Source organism: Silvimonas sp. (genome assembly GCF_031291215.1).
Classification (GTDB): domain Bacteria; phylum Pseudomonadota; class Gammaproteobacteria; order Burkholderiales; family Chitinibacteraceae; genus Silvimonas; species Silvimonas soli.
In genome coordinates, this window is sequence record NZ_JARLJK010000144.1 from 61,131 (window position 1) to 76,999 (window position 15,869).

The window sequence follows — 15,869 nt, forward strand, 5'->3', positions numbered from 1 at the left end:
CTCACACCCCGCGCGAGCGCAATGCTTGTGCCAGCTTGCCCAGTGCTTGATCGATATCGGCAGCGCTAATGCCACCATAACCAAACAAAATCCCGGGCCGTTTGGGCAGCGCCGTATGAAAGCCGGATATGCCATACAAGCCCACCGCCACTTCACGCCCCGCCGCAATAATCGTTTCTTCGGCCAGTCCGGGTTTAAGCAATGCGGTTAAATGGATGCCCGCCGCGGGCACAATTGGTGCAAACCACGTTGCGAGATCACCGCGCAGATGCGCCAGCAGCATGGCGCGGCGGGTTTCGTAGTGTTTGTGCATGCGCCGCAAATGCTTGGTGAAGTCGCCATTGAGGATAAACCGGCCCACTGCCGCCTGGGTTAGCGTGCAAGAGTGGCAATCGCCAATTTGCTTGGCTTTTTGCAGCGCCGGGTTCAGCGAGAGCGGCGGCACCACATAACCCACGCGCAACTCGGGAAAGATGGTCTTGGAAAACGTCCCGACGTAGGCCACCAGTCCCGCGCGATCCAGACTTTTGAGCGACTCCATGGGACGTCCTTCAAAACGGAACTCGCCGTCGTAGTCGTCTTCCACAATCACCACTTTGTTTTGCTGTGCCCATTCCAGCAACTCCACCCGCCGCTCCAGGCTCATTGGCATGCCTAGCGGAAACTGGTGCGATGGCGTCACGTAAACCAGCCTGGCTTGCGCTGGCAGTTTGGCGGTCACCAGCCCCTGTTCATCCACCGGCACACTCACTACTCTGGCGCCCATTGCGGTAAAACAGGCGCGGGCGGGCGGATAACCGGGGTCTTCCATGGCCACGGTATCGCCAGGGCGAATCAGCACCCGGGCAAGCAAATCCAGCGCTTGCTGCGCACCTTGGGTGATGATGACGTCCTGCCAGTTGCTGACCACTGCCCGGTTAAATGCCAGATACCGCGACACCGCCAGTCGTAGTTCCTGTTCACCCGCCGGATCGTGATACTCGCCGCGGCCCCGCGCTTGCAGCCGCAAGGCATGGTTGATGCAACGCCGCCAGGATTCAAAGGGAAAGGCGCTTTTGTCGGTCATGCCACCTTTGAAATCCAGCGCCAGCGTGGTGCCCGCCTTGGGCATGGCCAGTGCGTCCGGCATGTCGTCCCAGATGGAATCCAGTTGCACCGGTTCGCTTTGCGCTTCTGTTGACGTCACTGGCACGCGGTTAAGTGAGTCGGCGACAAAGGTGCCTTCTCCAGTGCGGGTGCGTAGATAGCCTTCTGCGATCAAGCGCTCAAATGCATCCAGCGTGGTTTTGCGCGAGACGCCCAATTGCACCGCCAGATCACGCGTAGAGGGCAAGCGTTCGCCAGCGGCCAGACGGCCATCCAGGATTCCGGCGCGCAATTGCCGGTAAATCTGCCCAATCAGGTCGTGACGCCCGGCAATGCTGATATGGATGTCCATGCGGTGGCTATCTTGATGAGTCTTGATCGACTCATTCTGGCATACCACTGGCCGGAGCTGTCCGGATACCTGACGCGCCGCGTTCAGGTGTCGTAGTTACCTGGCGCAAGCACCGGCAAGCCGTGCATGCCACGCGCCTTGTTACAGTATTCGCTACCAGCCGCGAACTCACGGCAAGTGCTGGAACGCTGGGTATAGATGCTGCAACTGACCGGCTGACCGATCTCGCCAGTCAGCGCCACGCAGCGCACCGGCTTGTTCTCGGTGCCGCGCATGGCAACGTGATGTGGGCTAATGGTGGTCGTCAACTGTTGCGGCACCGAGCCGAACGGGTGGGCGTCAGTTTCGGCCCAGTAAAACGAGACCCGGAAAGACGCGCAACAGGCGCCGCATTCCAGACACGGGTGAGTCATGATTTCTGCTTGAAAACGAGGGCGTGGCGCATGATAGCGACCCGCCCCCTGCCCGGCAAACTGCCGCCGATGCCCGGGCAGATATGGCACACCACGCCACTTTCGGATGATGCTGGTCGATGAGTGCCACGCGCCATAGCTCGTCAATGCAGCGGCAAAGGTGGAATCGGGCCGGTTTCGGTCGCATCTGCGGTGGCACTCACTGCGCGCCAACGTTCCCCGGCGGCAGCACGATCTGCCTCGACCAGTCCGGCATATTGCAGCGCATCGCTCCCCAGCAAGAGATGCGCTGGCGGTGCGTCGTGATAGGCCAGACGCAACACCACTTGGGCAATGCGCGCCGGGTCGCTGTTCTCATGACCGATATGCGGCTTGAGCAAAGCCAACAGGCCGCCGACCGAGGCTTCATATTCTGGCCACAACTGAGGGATGTGCTGGCTGGCACGCGGACCCCAGTTGGTGCGCATGCCACCGGGTTCGAGCGCGCACACCTTGATACCCAGCGGCGTCAGTTCTTGCGCCAATACTTCGGTAAACCCGCCCACCGCCCATTTGGCCGCTTGATAAGCGCTCAAGCCCGGCGTGCCCATACGCCCGCCGACTGATGACACCTGGATAATGTGGCCCGAACGTTGCGCCCGCATCACCGGCACTGCGGCGCGGCTCACATTCACCACGCCGAAAAAATTGGTGTCGATCTGCGCGGTAAAGTCTGCGGCGCTGGTTTGTTCAAACGGGGCGATGTGACCATAGCCCGCGTTGTTGATCACCACATCCAGCCGCCCGAATTCATCTACAGCCAGTTGTACGGCGGCGATGGCCGCTTGTTGATCAGTAACATCCAGCGCGGCGACCCTGACCTGATCGCCGTAGCGTTCGCGCAGATCGGCCAGTTGTTGCGGATCGCGCGCGGTGGCAACCACTTGATCGCCCGCCGCCAGCGCCTCTTCGGCAATCGCCCGACCCAAGCCACTGGCGCTACCGGTTACTAACCAGACTTTGTACATGATGTGATCCTTTTGCCAAGATGAAATACATTTATGAGCGTTTAATCACTCATTAATTAAGTACTAAGAAAATTTCATATAAACAACAACCTGCCTCGATCACTTCGCAGCGATGGCGTTCCAGAATGATTGAAACCCGGCGTCGGCATACATCTGCGCCTGTGCCGGTTCGCGGCTCATGAAATCCATGGTGGTTTCCGCCAGCGAACCCATGATGGCGCCGACAAACGCCGGTGGCTGGGCGCGTAATACGCCAGCGGCAATACTGTGCTGCACCAGCGTGTTGATATCAGCAAACGACCGCATACCCTGCGCTTTGCTGTCTTCGGTGACCCGGTCGGACACCGACAATTGCGACAACGTTTTGCGGCTGGCCGGAAAAGCGACGCCCCATTCCACGTACTTGTGCCAGAAATGACTGGCGCGGGTTTTGGCGTCACTTTTGTGCGGGTATGAATCCATCATGGTGTCACGCATGGTGGATTTGATCTGCAAATACAACTGATTAAGCAGGTCATCTTTGTTGGCAAAGTAGGTGAACAGCGTGCCTTCGGCCACGCCCGCCGCTTTGGCGATTTTTGAAGTGGGCGCACTCAGGCCTTCCTGCGCGATCACTTGTTCAGCGGCGGCAAGAATGGCATTGCGTTTGTCTTCACTTCTGGGTCGGGCCATGGCGGAATTTTGGCGCTTGAATATTAACTGAGTAAGCACTCAATTATAGGGAGCGAACCTCGTCAACACAAGCACCGTGCATCGCCGCCCAGAACAGCAAGCCGTGAACCAGCACCAGCAGCGAGAATCACTACTCACTTTTTGAGTTGGCCAGCATATGGCGCGCCATTTCCAGATGGTCATTGATGGTCGGCAAGGTCATCTGGGCATAGCTGACCAGGTCTTTGTCTTTGCCATCTTTCACATACGCTGTGAACAACTTCTGGGCATCCAGATGCCCTTTCAAACCGGCGATGCCGATATAGTCATGTTCCAGCTGTGGCGCTGGAAGCTGGCTCAAGCGGTCATACAACTGCTGGTCTTGCACACTCAAACCATCGGGCAGCTTCACGCCCTTGAGTTCAGCCAGTTGGCGCAGGCTGTCCTGATTGGTGCGATGCTCATCCATCATGCGCTGGGCAAAGAATTTCACCTCCGGCACGGCGGTTTTTTTCAGCACCAGTTCACCCAGACGGATTTCGGCCAGATTGGCGCGCGCGGCGTTGTCGATAAATGTGGCCTCCAGCGGTGCCACCGGGGTACGTACCGCAGTGGCGCTGGCGGGAGAAGCCACCGGCGCATCGGCCGCCTGACTAAAATTGGCGCTCGTCCATAACAGCAGCGCGGGGAGCAGGCAGGGAACAAATCGGGGTAGTCGGATCATGATGAACTCCTTCACGATCGCCAGACAGCATCTGGCGCTATAACAAATATCGATTCCCGATTGTTGAGCGCGTCGGCCTATGTAACTGTCGGTGGGCGCGGCGAGCCACGGCTGAAAACGCCCAAAATGCTGTCCGTCTTTACCTACATGCTGGTTTGCGGGTTCCAAAATGGCCGGTTTTTGGCACGCTGGTAGATTGATTAGCCGCATTGGCTTGAGAAATGGTGATCCGGCCCGCACTGTGTTTGCTACCAACCAGGCAAGTCTCCCGCGTATTGCGCGGGCTTGTTGACTGATGTGTCATCCCCGTTACCCGGGAGCCAGCCTCGCGGGTTTTTCTGCTTTGCAAAGGACCAACCATGGCTGATCTTTCCGCGTTCCCGATTACCCACAAATGGCCGCCACAGCAGCCCGAGCTGCTGCAGTTGTACTCACTGCCGACTCCCAACGGCGTGAAAGTGTCGATCATGCTGGAAGAAACCGGCCTGGCCTACGAGCCGCATCTGGTGCGTTTTGATACCAATGACCAGATGTCGGCGGAGTTCCTTTCGCTCAATCCCAATAACAAGATCCCGGCCATCCTTGACCCCAATGGCCCGGGTGGCAAACCGCTGCCCTTGTTTGAATCGGGCGCCATTCTGGTTTACCTGGCCGACAAAACCGGACAACTGATGCCCAGCGATCCGGCAGCGCGCTACGAAACCTTGCAGTGGGTGATGTTCCAGATGGGCGGGATTGGCCCGATGTTTGGGCAGTTGGGGTTCTTCAACAAATTTGCCGGTAAAGACTATGAAGATAAACGCCCGCGTGATCGTTACGTCGCGGAGTCACGGCGTTTGCTGGGCGTGCTCAATCAACGCCTGGCCGGGCGTCAGTGGCTGATGGGCGACGACTACAGCATTGCCGACATCGCCATCTTCCCGTGGGTAAATAATCTGATCGGGTTTTATGAAGCGGGTGATCTGGTCGGTATTGAAGACTTCCAGGAAGTGAAGCGAGTGCTCGCAGCATTCCTCGCACGCCCGGCAGTGGTCCGCGGATTGGGTATTCCCAAGCGCGTGTAGCCTGGTCTTCGCCCGGAGAGATATCCAGCAACAAGGCCGCGACAGCAACAGCGTCGCGGCCTTGTTGCGTCTGGCGTACTAAGCAGGCGTCGCAGCTTCGCGGCGGGATGCATCGCTGAGTCGTTCGCGCACAAAGCTCACGTGTTCTCGCAGCACATAAAACGCATCGGCATAGGCCAGTGGCATCTTCATGCGGTTCACGCTCTCTTCGATGGCATCCAGCTCTTTCACCAGCGCCTCGCGCTCGGCGCCCTGGGTGTTGCTCATAGCGCCGCGCTCAATGGCAATCAACAAGCCATACCAGCGGTAAATCCGCGAGCGCACGCGCCAGCGATACAACGCCGGCAAAGCGCGCATCGCCGGTACCAGCAACACGGCGATAGGCACCAGTAGCACGACCAGCCGATCAAGCAAGCTGGCCACCCAGAACGGCAAACTGCGATACAAAAAGCTTTTGCCCGACTTGTAATAGCGCGCCGCATCATCGCTGATGCGGTATTCATGTGCCTCGGGGTTGGGAAATTCGCCCGCGTGTTGCAACAAGCCAGATTTGCCGTGGACTTCTTGCGCTGCCTCAATCAGCAAATCGGAGATAGCCGGATGCAAACTGGAACGCGCCACCAGTTCCACCAACGGACTGATCAAATGGACGGTATTGGGCGGCTCATTTTTGCCCAGATTCAGCACGCCCGGCGGCAGGTCGATTTCATCCAGATAAGTGAAGCGCCGGGTATAGGCAGCCGCCTGGGCGAAATCCATGGTCGAGATGCCCGGCCGATGCAGCACGCTCACCATGGTGGCGCGTGAGGCAGAGCCACCGTCAAAAAACGCGGCATCAAGATTGCCAGCAGCCAGCTCGTTGGCGGCTTGTTCACCATCCACCGGCACCAGCGTGGTCGGGCCGCCGGGCACGATGCCGTTGGCCTTGAGCAAATCCAGCGCAATTACCCGCGTACCGGTACCCTCTTCGCCAACACCAATCCGCATCCCGGTAAATTGCGACAGCTGCGTAACGTTTTCGCCGCGATACAAAACCAGAATCGGCGCGTGAAACACACTGCCCAGAGACATCAGCGAAGAGGTATCCAGACCGCCCGCGACGCCGCCTTGCACCAGCGCGATATCCACATGCTGTTTGGGATCGAGCAAGCGTTGCAGATTCTGCACCGAGCCCCCTGACGGCAGCACCTTGAGCGTGATGCCATTGCGCGCGAGGATCTTCTTGTAGGCCATTGCCGTCGGCATGAACGAACTGTCTTGCGGCCCGGCGCTCATCACAATGGTCTTGGGCGGTGCGGGCTCTACCAGCCACACCAGCAAGCCCCCGGCGATCAGGAACAAGCCCAGAATGGCGATCCACAAAATGATGAGTTCGCGTTTTGAGGTCACCGTCCGCGGGTTAAGCCGGGCGAAACGGGATAGGTGGGCAAGGGGCATGGGATAACGTCCAGAGCTGAGGTGGGCGGTAGTTTAGCTTGGGCGGTCAAGGCGGGATATGAGGTGCAACTGGCAGTGGATTGCCAAGCCACAGACTGTGGCGCCAATGCCATCACCCGACTGTGGAAGGCGATCATCAGGACGAGTAAAAGCGCAGTGCTGCAGATACCAAAAGGGCCGCAAAGACGCGGCCCTTTTTCGCTTGCTGGCACCGGCGGAACCATTTCCTATGGTTTTGCCGCATCACCGGTCGATTTGCCCGCCACAGTCTCATGCAGGCTGTTGCCCTCGTAATCCTCCGGCGGGTTGCCCATGGCGTCGAACAGGGCAGCGGTATCGGCCAGGCGCGCTGCTCGTGCCCGCACAAATTGCACGTGCGCACTTTGGTACTGTTGTCCGGCGGTCAGCGTGGCGTAGAACGGCAACGCGCCCAGTTGGTAGCGCGCTTCTGTATTGCTGGACATCTCGTGGGCGGCATTGGCGGCACGCTGGGTCTGGTTGAGCAGGTTAGCGTCTTCCTCCAGCGAAACCAGCGTATCGGCCACATTCTGGAATGCCGACAAAACGGTCTGCCGGTATTGCGCGACGGCCGCTTCGTTGGTGGACTCATATTGATGCTTGCGCGCAACCAGCGCGCCACCGTGAAACAGCGGTTGCGTCAGCGTGGCGCCCACACTCCAGATCACTCCGGCAGGCGAAGTGAAACTGGACCAGTCAAAGCCGCCGCGCCCATAAGCTGCGGATAAAGTCAGCGAGGGGAACATCGATGCCGTCGCGGCTCCGGCTTCATCGGCGGTCAGTCGCACCGCAGCTTCGGCCGCAAGGATATCCGGCCGCTGATGTAACAAGGTGGTTGGCACCGCCAGCGGAACATTGGCAGGCAGATGCAGCTCACTCAAGGCCAGCGGTTGCGGCGCCTGGTCCGGCGTGCGGCCCAGCAGCACGGCCTGAGCATGGCGCACGGCCAGCAATTGCTGGCGCAAGGTGGGCAAGGTGGCGGCGGCATTGGCGGCGTCCTGCTCCGCCGACAGCATATCGTCACGCGAAGCACTGCCTAGCTCGAAGCGCGCCGCCATTTGTTGGGCGCGCTGTTCACCCAGCGCCACCAGTTGCGTGGTGGCGTTCAGTTGTTCTTGTAGCGAAGCCGCGTTGATGGTCGCAACCACGATATTGGTCGCCAGCGCGCGGCGGGTGGCTTCCAGCTGGAACGCTTGTTGTTGCACTTGCCCGGCCAGCGCCCGGTCGGCGAGGATGGCAGCGCCGAAGAAGTCAAAGGTGTATGACGCCTGAATCTGCGCGGCGAAGACATTCTCGATAAAGGTTTGCTGGGTCAGTAGCGGAATCAAGGTGCGCTCGCGCGTTGGACTGAAGCCCACATCGACCGTCGGATATAACGAATCGCCAATTTGCGAGCGCAGCGCTTCACGAGCGGCTTGGAGTGTGTGCTGGGCGGCAGCCAGCGACTGATTGTTTTCCAGCCCTTCGGCCACCAGTGCATTCAATGCCTCGGACTGGTACGCCTGCCACCATTCAGGTACCGGTGTTGCACCAATCTCCAGGGTTTGCGCTACGCCATCGGCCATAGGCAATGCTGCGGGCTGACTTGCAGTGACTGGGGCCGCAGAATAGTGCTCGGGAGCAGGCATCACCGGCGGATTACGGTCCGGCCCAAACGCGCCGCAAGCGGCCAGGCTGAGTGCCAGCGTGGCCAGACTAAAACGCTGGATCGAAGACTTGTTCATGGTGTGGTCTCCTGCCGCGCTTCATCGCGTTTGACGCGGAACCACAAGGCGTACAGTGCGGGCAGATAAAACAGTGTGAGGATCGTGGCCACGGTAATGCCGCCCATCAAAGCGGTCGCCATCGGGCCAAAGAAATTGCTGTGCAGCAGCGGAATCAACGCCAGCACTGCCGCAGCGGCAGTGAGCGTGATCGGCCGGAAGCGCCGCACCGTGGCGCCAATGATGGCGTCAAAACGGTTGTGCCCGGCGCGGATATCCTGCTCGATCTGGTCCACCAGAATCACCGAGTTGCGCATGATGATGCCGAACATGGCTATCGTACCCAGCATGGCCACAAAGCCAAATGGCATACGGAACAACAACAGCGCCAGCACCACGCCAATCAAACCCAGCGGCGCAGTCAGCACCACCATCAACACCCGGCTGAAGCTTTGTAATTGCACCATCAGCAGCACCAGCACCACGATGACCAGAATCGGCATCTGCACATTGATGGAGGCCTGTGCCTTGGCGTTTTCTTCCACCGCGCCGCCGACCTCAATGCGATAACCAATGGGCAGTTGCGCCCGCAAACTGGCCAGTTTGGGATCAATGGCATCGGTCACATTGATGCCTTGCGCGCCGTGTTGCACGTCCGATTGCACGGTAATGGTCGGCTGGCGATCACGCTCCCACACCACGGCGTATTCCAGGCCATAGGTAAAGCGCCCGAGCGCCGCCAGCGGCACGGCGGTGCCATTGCTCGAAGGCAACGCCAGCCGTTCAATTTGCGAGGGATCGATGCGGTCATGCTCCGGCGCGCGCAGATCGACGCCTATCAACTGATCTCGTTCACGAAACTGGGTGATGGTGTATCCGGTGAGCGACATTTGCAGATAATTGGCGACATCCTGCGAAGACACATTCAGCGCCCGCGCTTTGGTCTGGTCCAGTTCAAAGCGCACAGATCGCTCGCCCGGTTCATCCCAGTCAAACTGCACATTTGTGGTATCCGAATTGGCCCGCATCAAAGCGGCGACTTGTTCGGCCAACTGGCGCACGGTGGCAATTTCCGGGCCGGTTACCCGGAATTGCACCGGAAACCCAATCGGCGGGCCGTTTTCCAGGCGACTGATACGCGAACGAATGGTGGGGAATTCGTTATGCAGGACCGGCTCCAGATCCGCCGCCAGCTTTTCCCGATCCGCAATGGTTTTGGCGGTGATCACCACTTGGGCGAAGTTGGGCTTGGCCAGTTGCTCATCCAGCGGTAGATAAAAACGCGGCGCGCCCGAGCCGACAAAATCGACAAAATGATCAATCTCCGGGCGTTTGGCCAGAGTGGCTTCAAAGCGCTGGGTTTCACGCAGGGTGGCGGCAAACGACGCGCCATCCGGCAGGCTCAGATCCACCAGCAATTCGGTACGGTCAGAACTGGGGAAAAACTGCTGCGGCACCAGCGTGAACGCAGCCATGGCGGCGACAAACAGCGCCAGCGTAATCAGCAACACCAGCCCGCGCCGATCCACACACCAGCCGATCCAGCCGCGCAGCCGTTTGTAAAAGCGCGTGTCGTAAATGTCGTGATGCGCGGCTTGATTGGCATCGTCGTGATGCCCGAAAGCGCGCCGGTTAGGGTGCTCAGACAAAATACGGTAGCCAAATAACGGGATGACCACCACCGCCGCCAGCCACGACAACAGCAGCGCAATGGCCGACACCTCAAAGATTGAACGCGTGTATTCGCCGGTGGCCGATTCGGCCAGCGCAATCGGCAAGAAGCCAGCCACAGTAACCAGCGTTCCGGTCAGCATCGGAAAAGCCGTGCTGGTATAGGCAAATGCGGCGGCGCGCATGCGGTCGTAGCCTTGCTCCAGCTTCACCGCCATCATTTCCACGGCGATGATGGCATCGTCAACCAGCAAACCCAGCGCCAGAATCAGCGTGCCCAGCGATACCTTGTGCAGGCCGATGCCAAACAAGTGCATGAACAAGACCGTGGCCGCGAGCACCAGCGGAATGGAGATCACCACCACCATGCCGGTGCGCAAACCCAGGCTGATCAGGCTGACGACCAGCACAATGCCGATGGCTTCGGCCACGGCTTCAACAAAGTCATCAATCGAGTGCGATACCGCGTGCGGCATGCTGGAGACTTCCACCAGCTTCAGACCTGCTGGCAATAACTCCTGCAAGCGTTTGGTCTTGGCATCCAGCGCTTTACCGAGGGCGATGACGTCCGCAGTCGGCGCCATGGTGATGCCCATGCCCAACGCATTCTGGTTATTGACGCGCATGTATTCGGTGGGCGGATCGGTATAACCGCGCTTGATTTTCGCGATATCGCCCAGCCGGATCACGCGGCCATTTACCCGAATCAAGGTGTCCGCCAGTTGCTCGACACTCTGGAATTGACCGCTCGGCCGCACAAAGACGCGGTCATCTGCGGTAGTGAACACGCCGGCGGCGGCGACCGTGTTCTGTGCGTTAACGGCGTCGGCAATTTGCTGCGGGGTCAGTCCCAGTTTGGCCAGTTGCGCATTGGCGATCTCGACGTAAATCCGCTGTTCCTGGTCAGCAATGAAATCGACCTTGTTTACACCGGGCACGCGCAGCAGTTCCACGCGCAAACGTTCGGCGTAATCGTGCATCTGCGCAAAGGAGAAACCATCACCCTGCAGCGCGTACAGATTGGTGTACACGTCGCCAAACTCGTCGTCGAAGTATGGCCCTTGCACCCCGGACGGCAGCGTATAGGCGATATCGCCCACTTTCTTGCGCACCTGATACCAGGTGTCCGGCACTTGCGCGGGCGGCGCGGCGTCTTTGATGGTGAAGAACAGCAGGGATTCGCCAGGCCGGGAATAACTGTTCAGGAAATCGACATCCGGCGTTTCCTGGAGTTTGCGGGCGATGCGGTCAGTCACTTGTTCCTGCACCTGGCGCGCGGTGGCGCCGGGCCACAGGGTTTTGATGACCATCACCTTGAAGGTAAACGGTGGGTCTTCGGACTGTGCCAGCTTGCTGTAGGACAGCACGCCAAACAGCGTGATCAGCACCAGCAAAAAGGTCACCAGCGCCTGATGTTTGAGCGTCCAGCTGGACAGATTGAATCCTTCCCGGCGGGCGGGAGGCTCAGCGGTCTGCCCGCCACGTGTATCTTCGACCGCCGAGGCAGGCGGCGGCGTATCTGCGGGAACATGCGCCGCCGACTCAGTGGGTGTGGGTTGGCTGGCCGCTGCATGAACATCGGGAGCAGGCTGATTGGGGTGATCCGGTTGCTGCTCGCTCATTGCGCGGCTCCGGTGCCCGCGCCTGGCGCCTTGGTGGTTGCGCCGTCAGCGTCGGCCTCGTTCTGAAACAAGGGGCCGACTGGTTTTACGTGCTGCCCGGCAAAAACAGTGTGCACGCCTGCCAGCACAATTTGCTCGCCATCTTTCAAACCGCTGGTGACCGTTGCGGTGCGCTCGCCATAACTGGCCACTGCCACGGTGCGCAATTCCAGAATGGCGCTGCCCGGCTTGACCACCCACACCGCAGGATCTTTACCTTGATGAAAGATCGCCGTCGCGGGAATCTTGAAGTTGGGGTGGTCGGCCACCGCAACGGAGCTGGCCACACTGTTATCCGCATCGCTCACGCCTGGCGGCAACAGGACCGCGTCGCCTGTCATGCCGATATGCACTTCATCACCAGGATGCAGCAAGGTCAGTTTGACGCGATAAGTACGGCTTTGCGGATCAGCAGCAGGGGAAATCTCGCGCACCCGGGCGTCGTAACGATGGCCGGGTAGCGACGGGAAGGTAACGCTGGCGTTCTGGCGGATTTCAATCCGCGCCAGATCGGTGTCGGCGGCATCCAGCGTGACATCAACATCGCCATCCCAGGCCAGCCCGTAGATAGCCTGGCCAGCGGTCACCACGGCGCCGGTATCGGCGTTCTCACTGGTAATCACGCCATCGTGATCGGCCAGCAGCGAGTTGTATTGCAGGTTGTTTTGCGCCAGCAGCAACTGGGCGGCGGCCTGATCGCGCCCGGCAACGGCGGCGGTGTAATTGTCCTGGCTTTGTTCCAGTTCGTTTTTGGCGATCAGGTTGCGTGCGCTTTGCGCGTGATCCCGATCCAGTTGCTGCTTGGCAAACACCACCTTGTGACTGGCCGCATCCAGCGCCGCCTGAGAACTGGCGACCTGCTTTTGCGCGTCGATGGGATCAAGCCGCGCCAGCACCTGCCCTTTGTGCACCGTATCGCCCAGCCGCACGGAACGTTCGATGACCTTACCGGCCACCCGGAATGACATCACTGTGGTGTAGCGCGACGCCACCTCTACCGGGTAGCGCATTGAATCGCCAGCCATCGCGCCAGCCGCTTGGGGATGCACCGTTTGTGCCACCACCACTGCCACCGGCGCCGCCGGCGCTTGTTCACGCTGACAAGCGCTCAGCCCGAACACGGCGGTGGTCATCAAAGCTAGCGAGCGCCACGGCGCGGGCCAGGCCAGTGCAAGGGATAGTCGGTTTAGCGCGTTCACGACAACTCCTGGAAATCCGGGTTAGTTTTTCATTCGTTGTCGCATCCTAATACATATTTGTATCCGAATACAACTGAGAATTTGGATATCCTGACCCATGTGATAACATCAATATATGACCCGCCAACGCCTTACTCGAGAAGAAAGTCGCGACCAGACGCGCCAGCGGTTGCTGGACGCTGCGCAGCCGCTGATCGCCGAGAAAGGTCTGGTGGCCACCAGCGTGGAAGATATCGCCGATGCGGCCGGTTATACGCGAGGCGCGTTTTATTCAAATTTCGGCAGCAAAAACGATTTATTTATCGAACTGCTGCGGCGTGATCATCAAAAAGCCAATGACGAATTCGTGGCGGTCTTCACCGACGAAACGCCGGTAGAACAAATCCGTGCCCGTACCCGCGAGATTTACGGCCGTTTGTACCGCGATAACGAATGCTTCATGAACTGGACCGAAGCCCGCATGCTGGCCGCGCGTGATGGCGAATTCGCGACCAAGCTGTCGGCCCTGATGAGCGAGAAACGCGCGCAGATTGCGCAATTCATCGGCTATTTCTATCAGCGCCTCGGCGTCACTCCACCCACCTCTACCGACGACATGGCGATGGGTCTGATGAGCCTGGTCGAAGGCGTCAAGCTGTTCATGTTGTCCAGCCCGGCCGAAACCAGCGATGCCCAGGCCGAAGCGGTGCTTGGCTTGTTTATAGACTCGATCATGGAACTGGCCTGCCTGCGCGCTCAGTCGGCCACCGCCAACAACAGCGCGCTGTAACCGCCCCGCTCAACGCATCCACCTGCGACGAACGCAAAAAGGTCCACAACCTGGGTTATGGACCTTTCTGTTATCGCTGGCAGTTAGCCCCTCTGGCCCGTGTCACCGTAAAAGGCGAAACAAGGCCGCTGCGGCAAAACTCAAACTGCCACTGCCGCCAATGAGTTAAAGCTGCCACCCAGGCCGGACTTGCGGCGACGCATGCGTGCCGCCACCAATGCCACCATCCCCAAGCCGAGCAAGGCATAGGTTTCTGGCTCCGGCACCGGAGTCAAAGTACCCAGAATGCCGTACACGCCCTGCACTGCGCCGTCCTGCAACGTGCCTTTTACTTCAAGCGCGTAGGTATGACCGGCGAGGAACATCTCGGCAGCGGTAAAAGCTGGCTCATTCAACGGCACGCTACCAAAAAATGTGTAGGTGAGTGGATTCCCGCTGGTGATGTCCCACAGCGACAAGGTAGCCGTGGCAATTTTCTGCAGGTTACCTAGCGAGAGCTGGCTGAAGAAAACATTGTCCGCGTAAGAAGTAGGGGTGACGCCAAATTTGATGAAGTCATCAAAAGTGCTCGAGGTGACCGTGTTGTCGATGATGAAATTGGTCGGCGAATGAACAACCCCCAAATCGAGGCTGTTCTGGGCTCTGACTGTCGGGATGGCCAAAGCGCCTGCGGATGCGCCGACGAAGGCAAGGCTTGTTACAAGGTGACGTATTTTCATGAGACTCACTTTTCCTGATTTTAGTGGTGCGATAAGACCGTGAGCTGAACGGGTCTCGCTATGTGCCCAGAGTGAGTTAAAAGCGGTCAGCGCTTCCGGGCAGAAAGCGAGACAAAAACCTCGGGCCAATCTCCCCGTGGCGGTGGTTCGACGAAGTCTTTAGCGCGTGAATCATCGCCCCGTGAGGGTTTTGCGACGTGCAGAGTTCTGTTTCTGGATGCTTGCCTTGAACAACGCCTAGCCTAATTATGTAAGAAATATTCTTTCATACATTTATTGTTAAGCTGAACTTAACCCAAAATTAAATGTAAGTAAATAAACAAGCGTCTCATATTTGCTGCCTTGCAACATATGATTGGTTGACGCTTTGATCGCAACCAATTCACAAATAACTGTTATTTAACAACCATTTAAACTGATTGCCACGTATGACTTTGCTTAATTTTTGTAAGAATCAAGAATTAATAGCAGGAAAACTTACAGCAATGAGTAAGTTAAATGCTTACACTTTATATGCCGTTTGTCGGATTTAATTTAAATAAATGTCACAAAACATAGGAATAACAGTTTTTCACGTAAGGTTAACAATCGGTGAATCAGTAATGAGCGCACAGCGCCAACGCCGCATCCGGGCAGGTTTTCGGCCTGAGTGCCGACAGACACGCTCGCCGGGTAAGCCCCTGTGACGCGGATATCACCCTGATCAAAAACCTGCCGTCCGTACCGTGCCATGCAGATGCATGGGCAAACCCGCCCAAAGTTCTCCTGGAGACCCGTCGTGTCCTCACCGTCCAAACTGCTTTTCCTGCCCGGCGCGTCCGGTATTGCTGCATTTTGGGAGCCACTGGGCACACGGCTGCTACATCCGGCGAGCAGAGAATTTGTGGGCTATCCAGGGTTCGGCGCCATTCCGGCCGACCCGGATATCAAGGGGCTGGATGATCTGGCCACAAGGGTGGTGCAGCGCATTGATCAACCCACTGCGCTAATTGCCCAATCCATGGGTGGGGTTATCGCGATTCTTGCGGCGCTCAAGCGCCCGCAGTTGGTAACGCATCTAGTGCTGACGGTGACTTCAGGCGGGCTGGATACACGCAGGCTGGGTGCAGTGGACTGGCGGGAAGACTTCATCAAGGCCAATCCGCACAGGCCGAACTGGTTTGTCGCTTCCAGGCACGATCTGACGGCCAGGCTGCGGCACATCAGTGCTCCGGTGTTACTGCTGTGGGGTGATGCCGACCCGATCAGCCCGGTGGCAGTGGGACAAAAGCTGGAACAACTGCTGCCCAATGCACAGCTGCATGTTGTGGCGGGCGGCATGCACGATCTGGCGCAGGTACACGCGCAAGAACTGGCACCACTGGTGGATGCCCATTTCGCCAGAGCCTGATCGCG

At 58.7% G+C, this 15,869-nt stretch carries 13 protein-coding genes; 3 read left to right on the forward strand and 10 right to left on the reverse strand.

The features are described from left to right. Position 1: 1 nt before the first annotated feature. The 5 genes from P4L78_RS19530 to P4L78_RS19550 all read right to left on the reverse strand — a co-directional run bounded on the left by P4L78_RS19530 (position 2) and on the right by P4L78_RS19550 (position 4,233). Positions 2–1,438, reverse strand: a complete 1,437-nt coding sequence (locus P4L78_RS19530) for a PLP-dependent aminotransferase family protein (RefSeq protein WP_309330073.1) — start codon at positions 1,436–1,438, stop codon at positions 2–4. 83 nt (positions 1,439–1,521) lie between these two features. Next, positions 1,522–1,851 carry a YkgJ family cysteine cluster protein gene (locus tag P4L78_RS19535; RefSeq protein ID WP_309330075.1) on the reverse strand — a complete coding sequence of 110 codons (330 nt, stop codon included), beginning with the start codon at positions 1,849–1,851 and terminating at the stop codon, positions 1,522–1,524. A gap of 143 nt (positions 1,852–1,994) precedes the next feature. After that, positions 1,995–2,858: an SDR family NAD(P)-dependent oxidoreductase gene (locus tag P4L78_RS19540; protein WP_309330077.1), complete on the reverse strand. Its 864-nt coding sequence runs from the start codon at positions 2,856–2,858 to the stop codon at positions 1,995–1,997. A gap of 99 nt (positions 2,859–2,957) precedes the next feature. After that, complete coding sequence (locus tag P4L78_RS19545; protein ID WP_283151219.1) at positions 2,958–3,530, reverse strand: TetR/AcrR family transcriptional regulator; 573 nt, start codon at positions 3,528–3,530, stop codon at positions 2,958–2,960. 130 nt (positions 3,531–3,660) lie between these two features. Beyond that, a complete protein-coding gene (locus P4L78_RS19550; RefSeq protein ID WP_309330079.1) occupies positions 3,661–4,233 on the reverse strand; it encodes a DUF4142 domain-containing protein in 573 nt (190 codons plus the stop codon). A gap of 359 nt (positions 4,234–4,592) precedes the next feature. Here P4L78_RS19550 and P4L78_RS19555 point away from each other — a divergent pair, with 359 nt between their 5' ends. Then, positions 4,593–5,297: a glutathione binding-like protein gene (locus tag P4L78_RS19555; RefSeq protein ID WP_309330081.1), complete on the forward strand. Its 705-nt coding sequence runs from the start codon at positions 4,593–4,595 to the stop codon at positions 5,295–5,297. 78 nt (positions 5,298–5,375) lie between these two features. Here P4L78_RS19555 and P4L78_RS19560 read toward each other — a convergent pair whose 3' ends face one another. From P4L78_RS19560 to P4L78_RS19575, 4 genes are all read right to left on the reverse strand, one after another. Continuing rightward, entirely contained in the window at positions 5,376–6,734 is a 1,359-nt protein-coding gene (locus tag P4L78_RS19560; protein WP_309330083.1) for a TAXI family TRAP transporter solute-binding subunit, read from the reverse strand. Between the two features lie 227 nt (positions 6,735–6,961). Then, the gene (locus P4L78_RS19565) at positions 6,962–8,476 is read right to left on the reverse strand and encodes an efflux transporter outer membrane subunit (RefSeq protein ID WP_309330086.1); all 1,515 of its coding nucleotides are present in this window, start codon (positions 8,474–8,476) and stop codon (positions 6,962–6,964) included. Then, a complete protein-coding gene (locus P4L78_RS19570; protein WP_309330088.1) occupies positions 8,473–11,748 on the reverse strand; it encodes an efflux RND transporter permease subunit in 3,276 nt (1,091 codons plus the stop codon). The genes P4L78_RS19565 and P4L78_RS19570 overlap by 4 nt, the downstream gene beginning before the upstream one ends. Beyond that, entirely contained in the window at positions 11,745–12,986 is a 1,242-nt protein-coding gene (locus tag P4L78_RS19575) for an efflux RND transporter periplasmic adaptor subunit (protein WP_309330091.1), read from the reverse strand. The genes P4L78_RS19570 and P4L78_RS19575 overlap by 4 nt, the downstream gene beginning before the upstream one ends. Positions 12,987–13,101: 115 nt before the next feature. On the opposite strand from P4L78_RS19575, the gene P4L78_RS19580 reads away from it, so the two are divergent. Then, entirely contained in the window at positions 13,102–13,755 is a 654-nt protein-coding gene (locus P4L78_RS19580; protein WP_309330094.1) for a TetR/AcrR family transcriptional regulator, read from the forward strand. 140 nt (positions 13,756–13,895) lie between these two features. Here the strand turns inward: P4L78_RS19580 and P4L78_RS19585 are convergent, their stop codons facing one another. After that, complete coding sequence (locus P4L78_RS19585; RefSeq protein ID WP_283151227.1) at positions 13,896–14,474, reverse strand: FxDxF family PEP-CTERM protein; 579 nt, start codon at positions 14,472–14,474, stop codon at positions 13,896–13,898. Between the two features lie 778 nt (positions 14,475–15,252). On the opposite strand from P4L78_RS19585, the gene P4L78_RS19590 reads away from it, so the two are divergent. Continuing rightward, positions 15,253–15,864: an alpha/beta fold hydrolase gene (locus tag P4L78_RS19590; protein WP_283151228.1), complete on the forward strand. Its 612-nt coding sequence runs from the start codon at positions 15,253–15,255 to the stop codon at positions 15,862–15,864. Positions 15,865–15,869 lie beyond the last annotated feature (5 nt).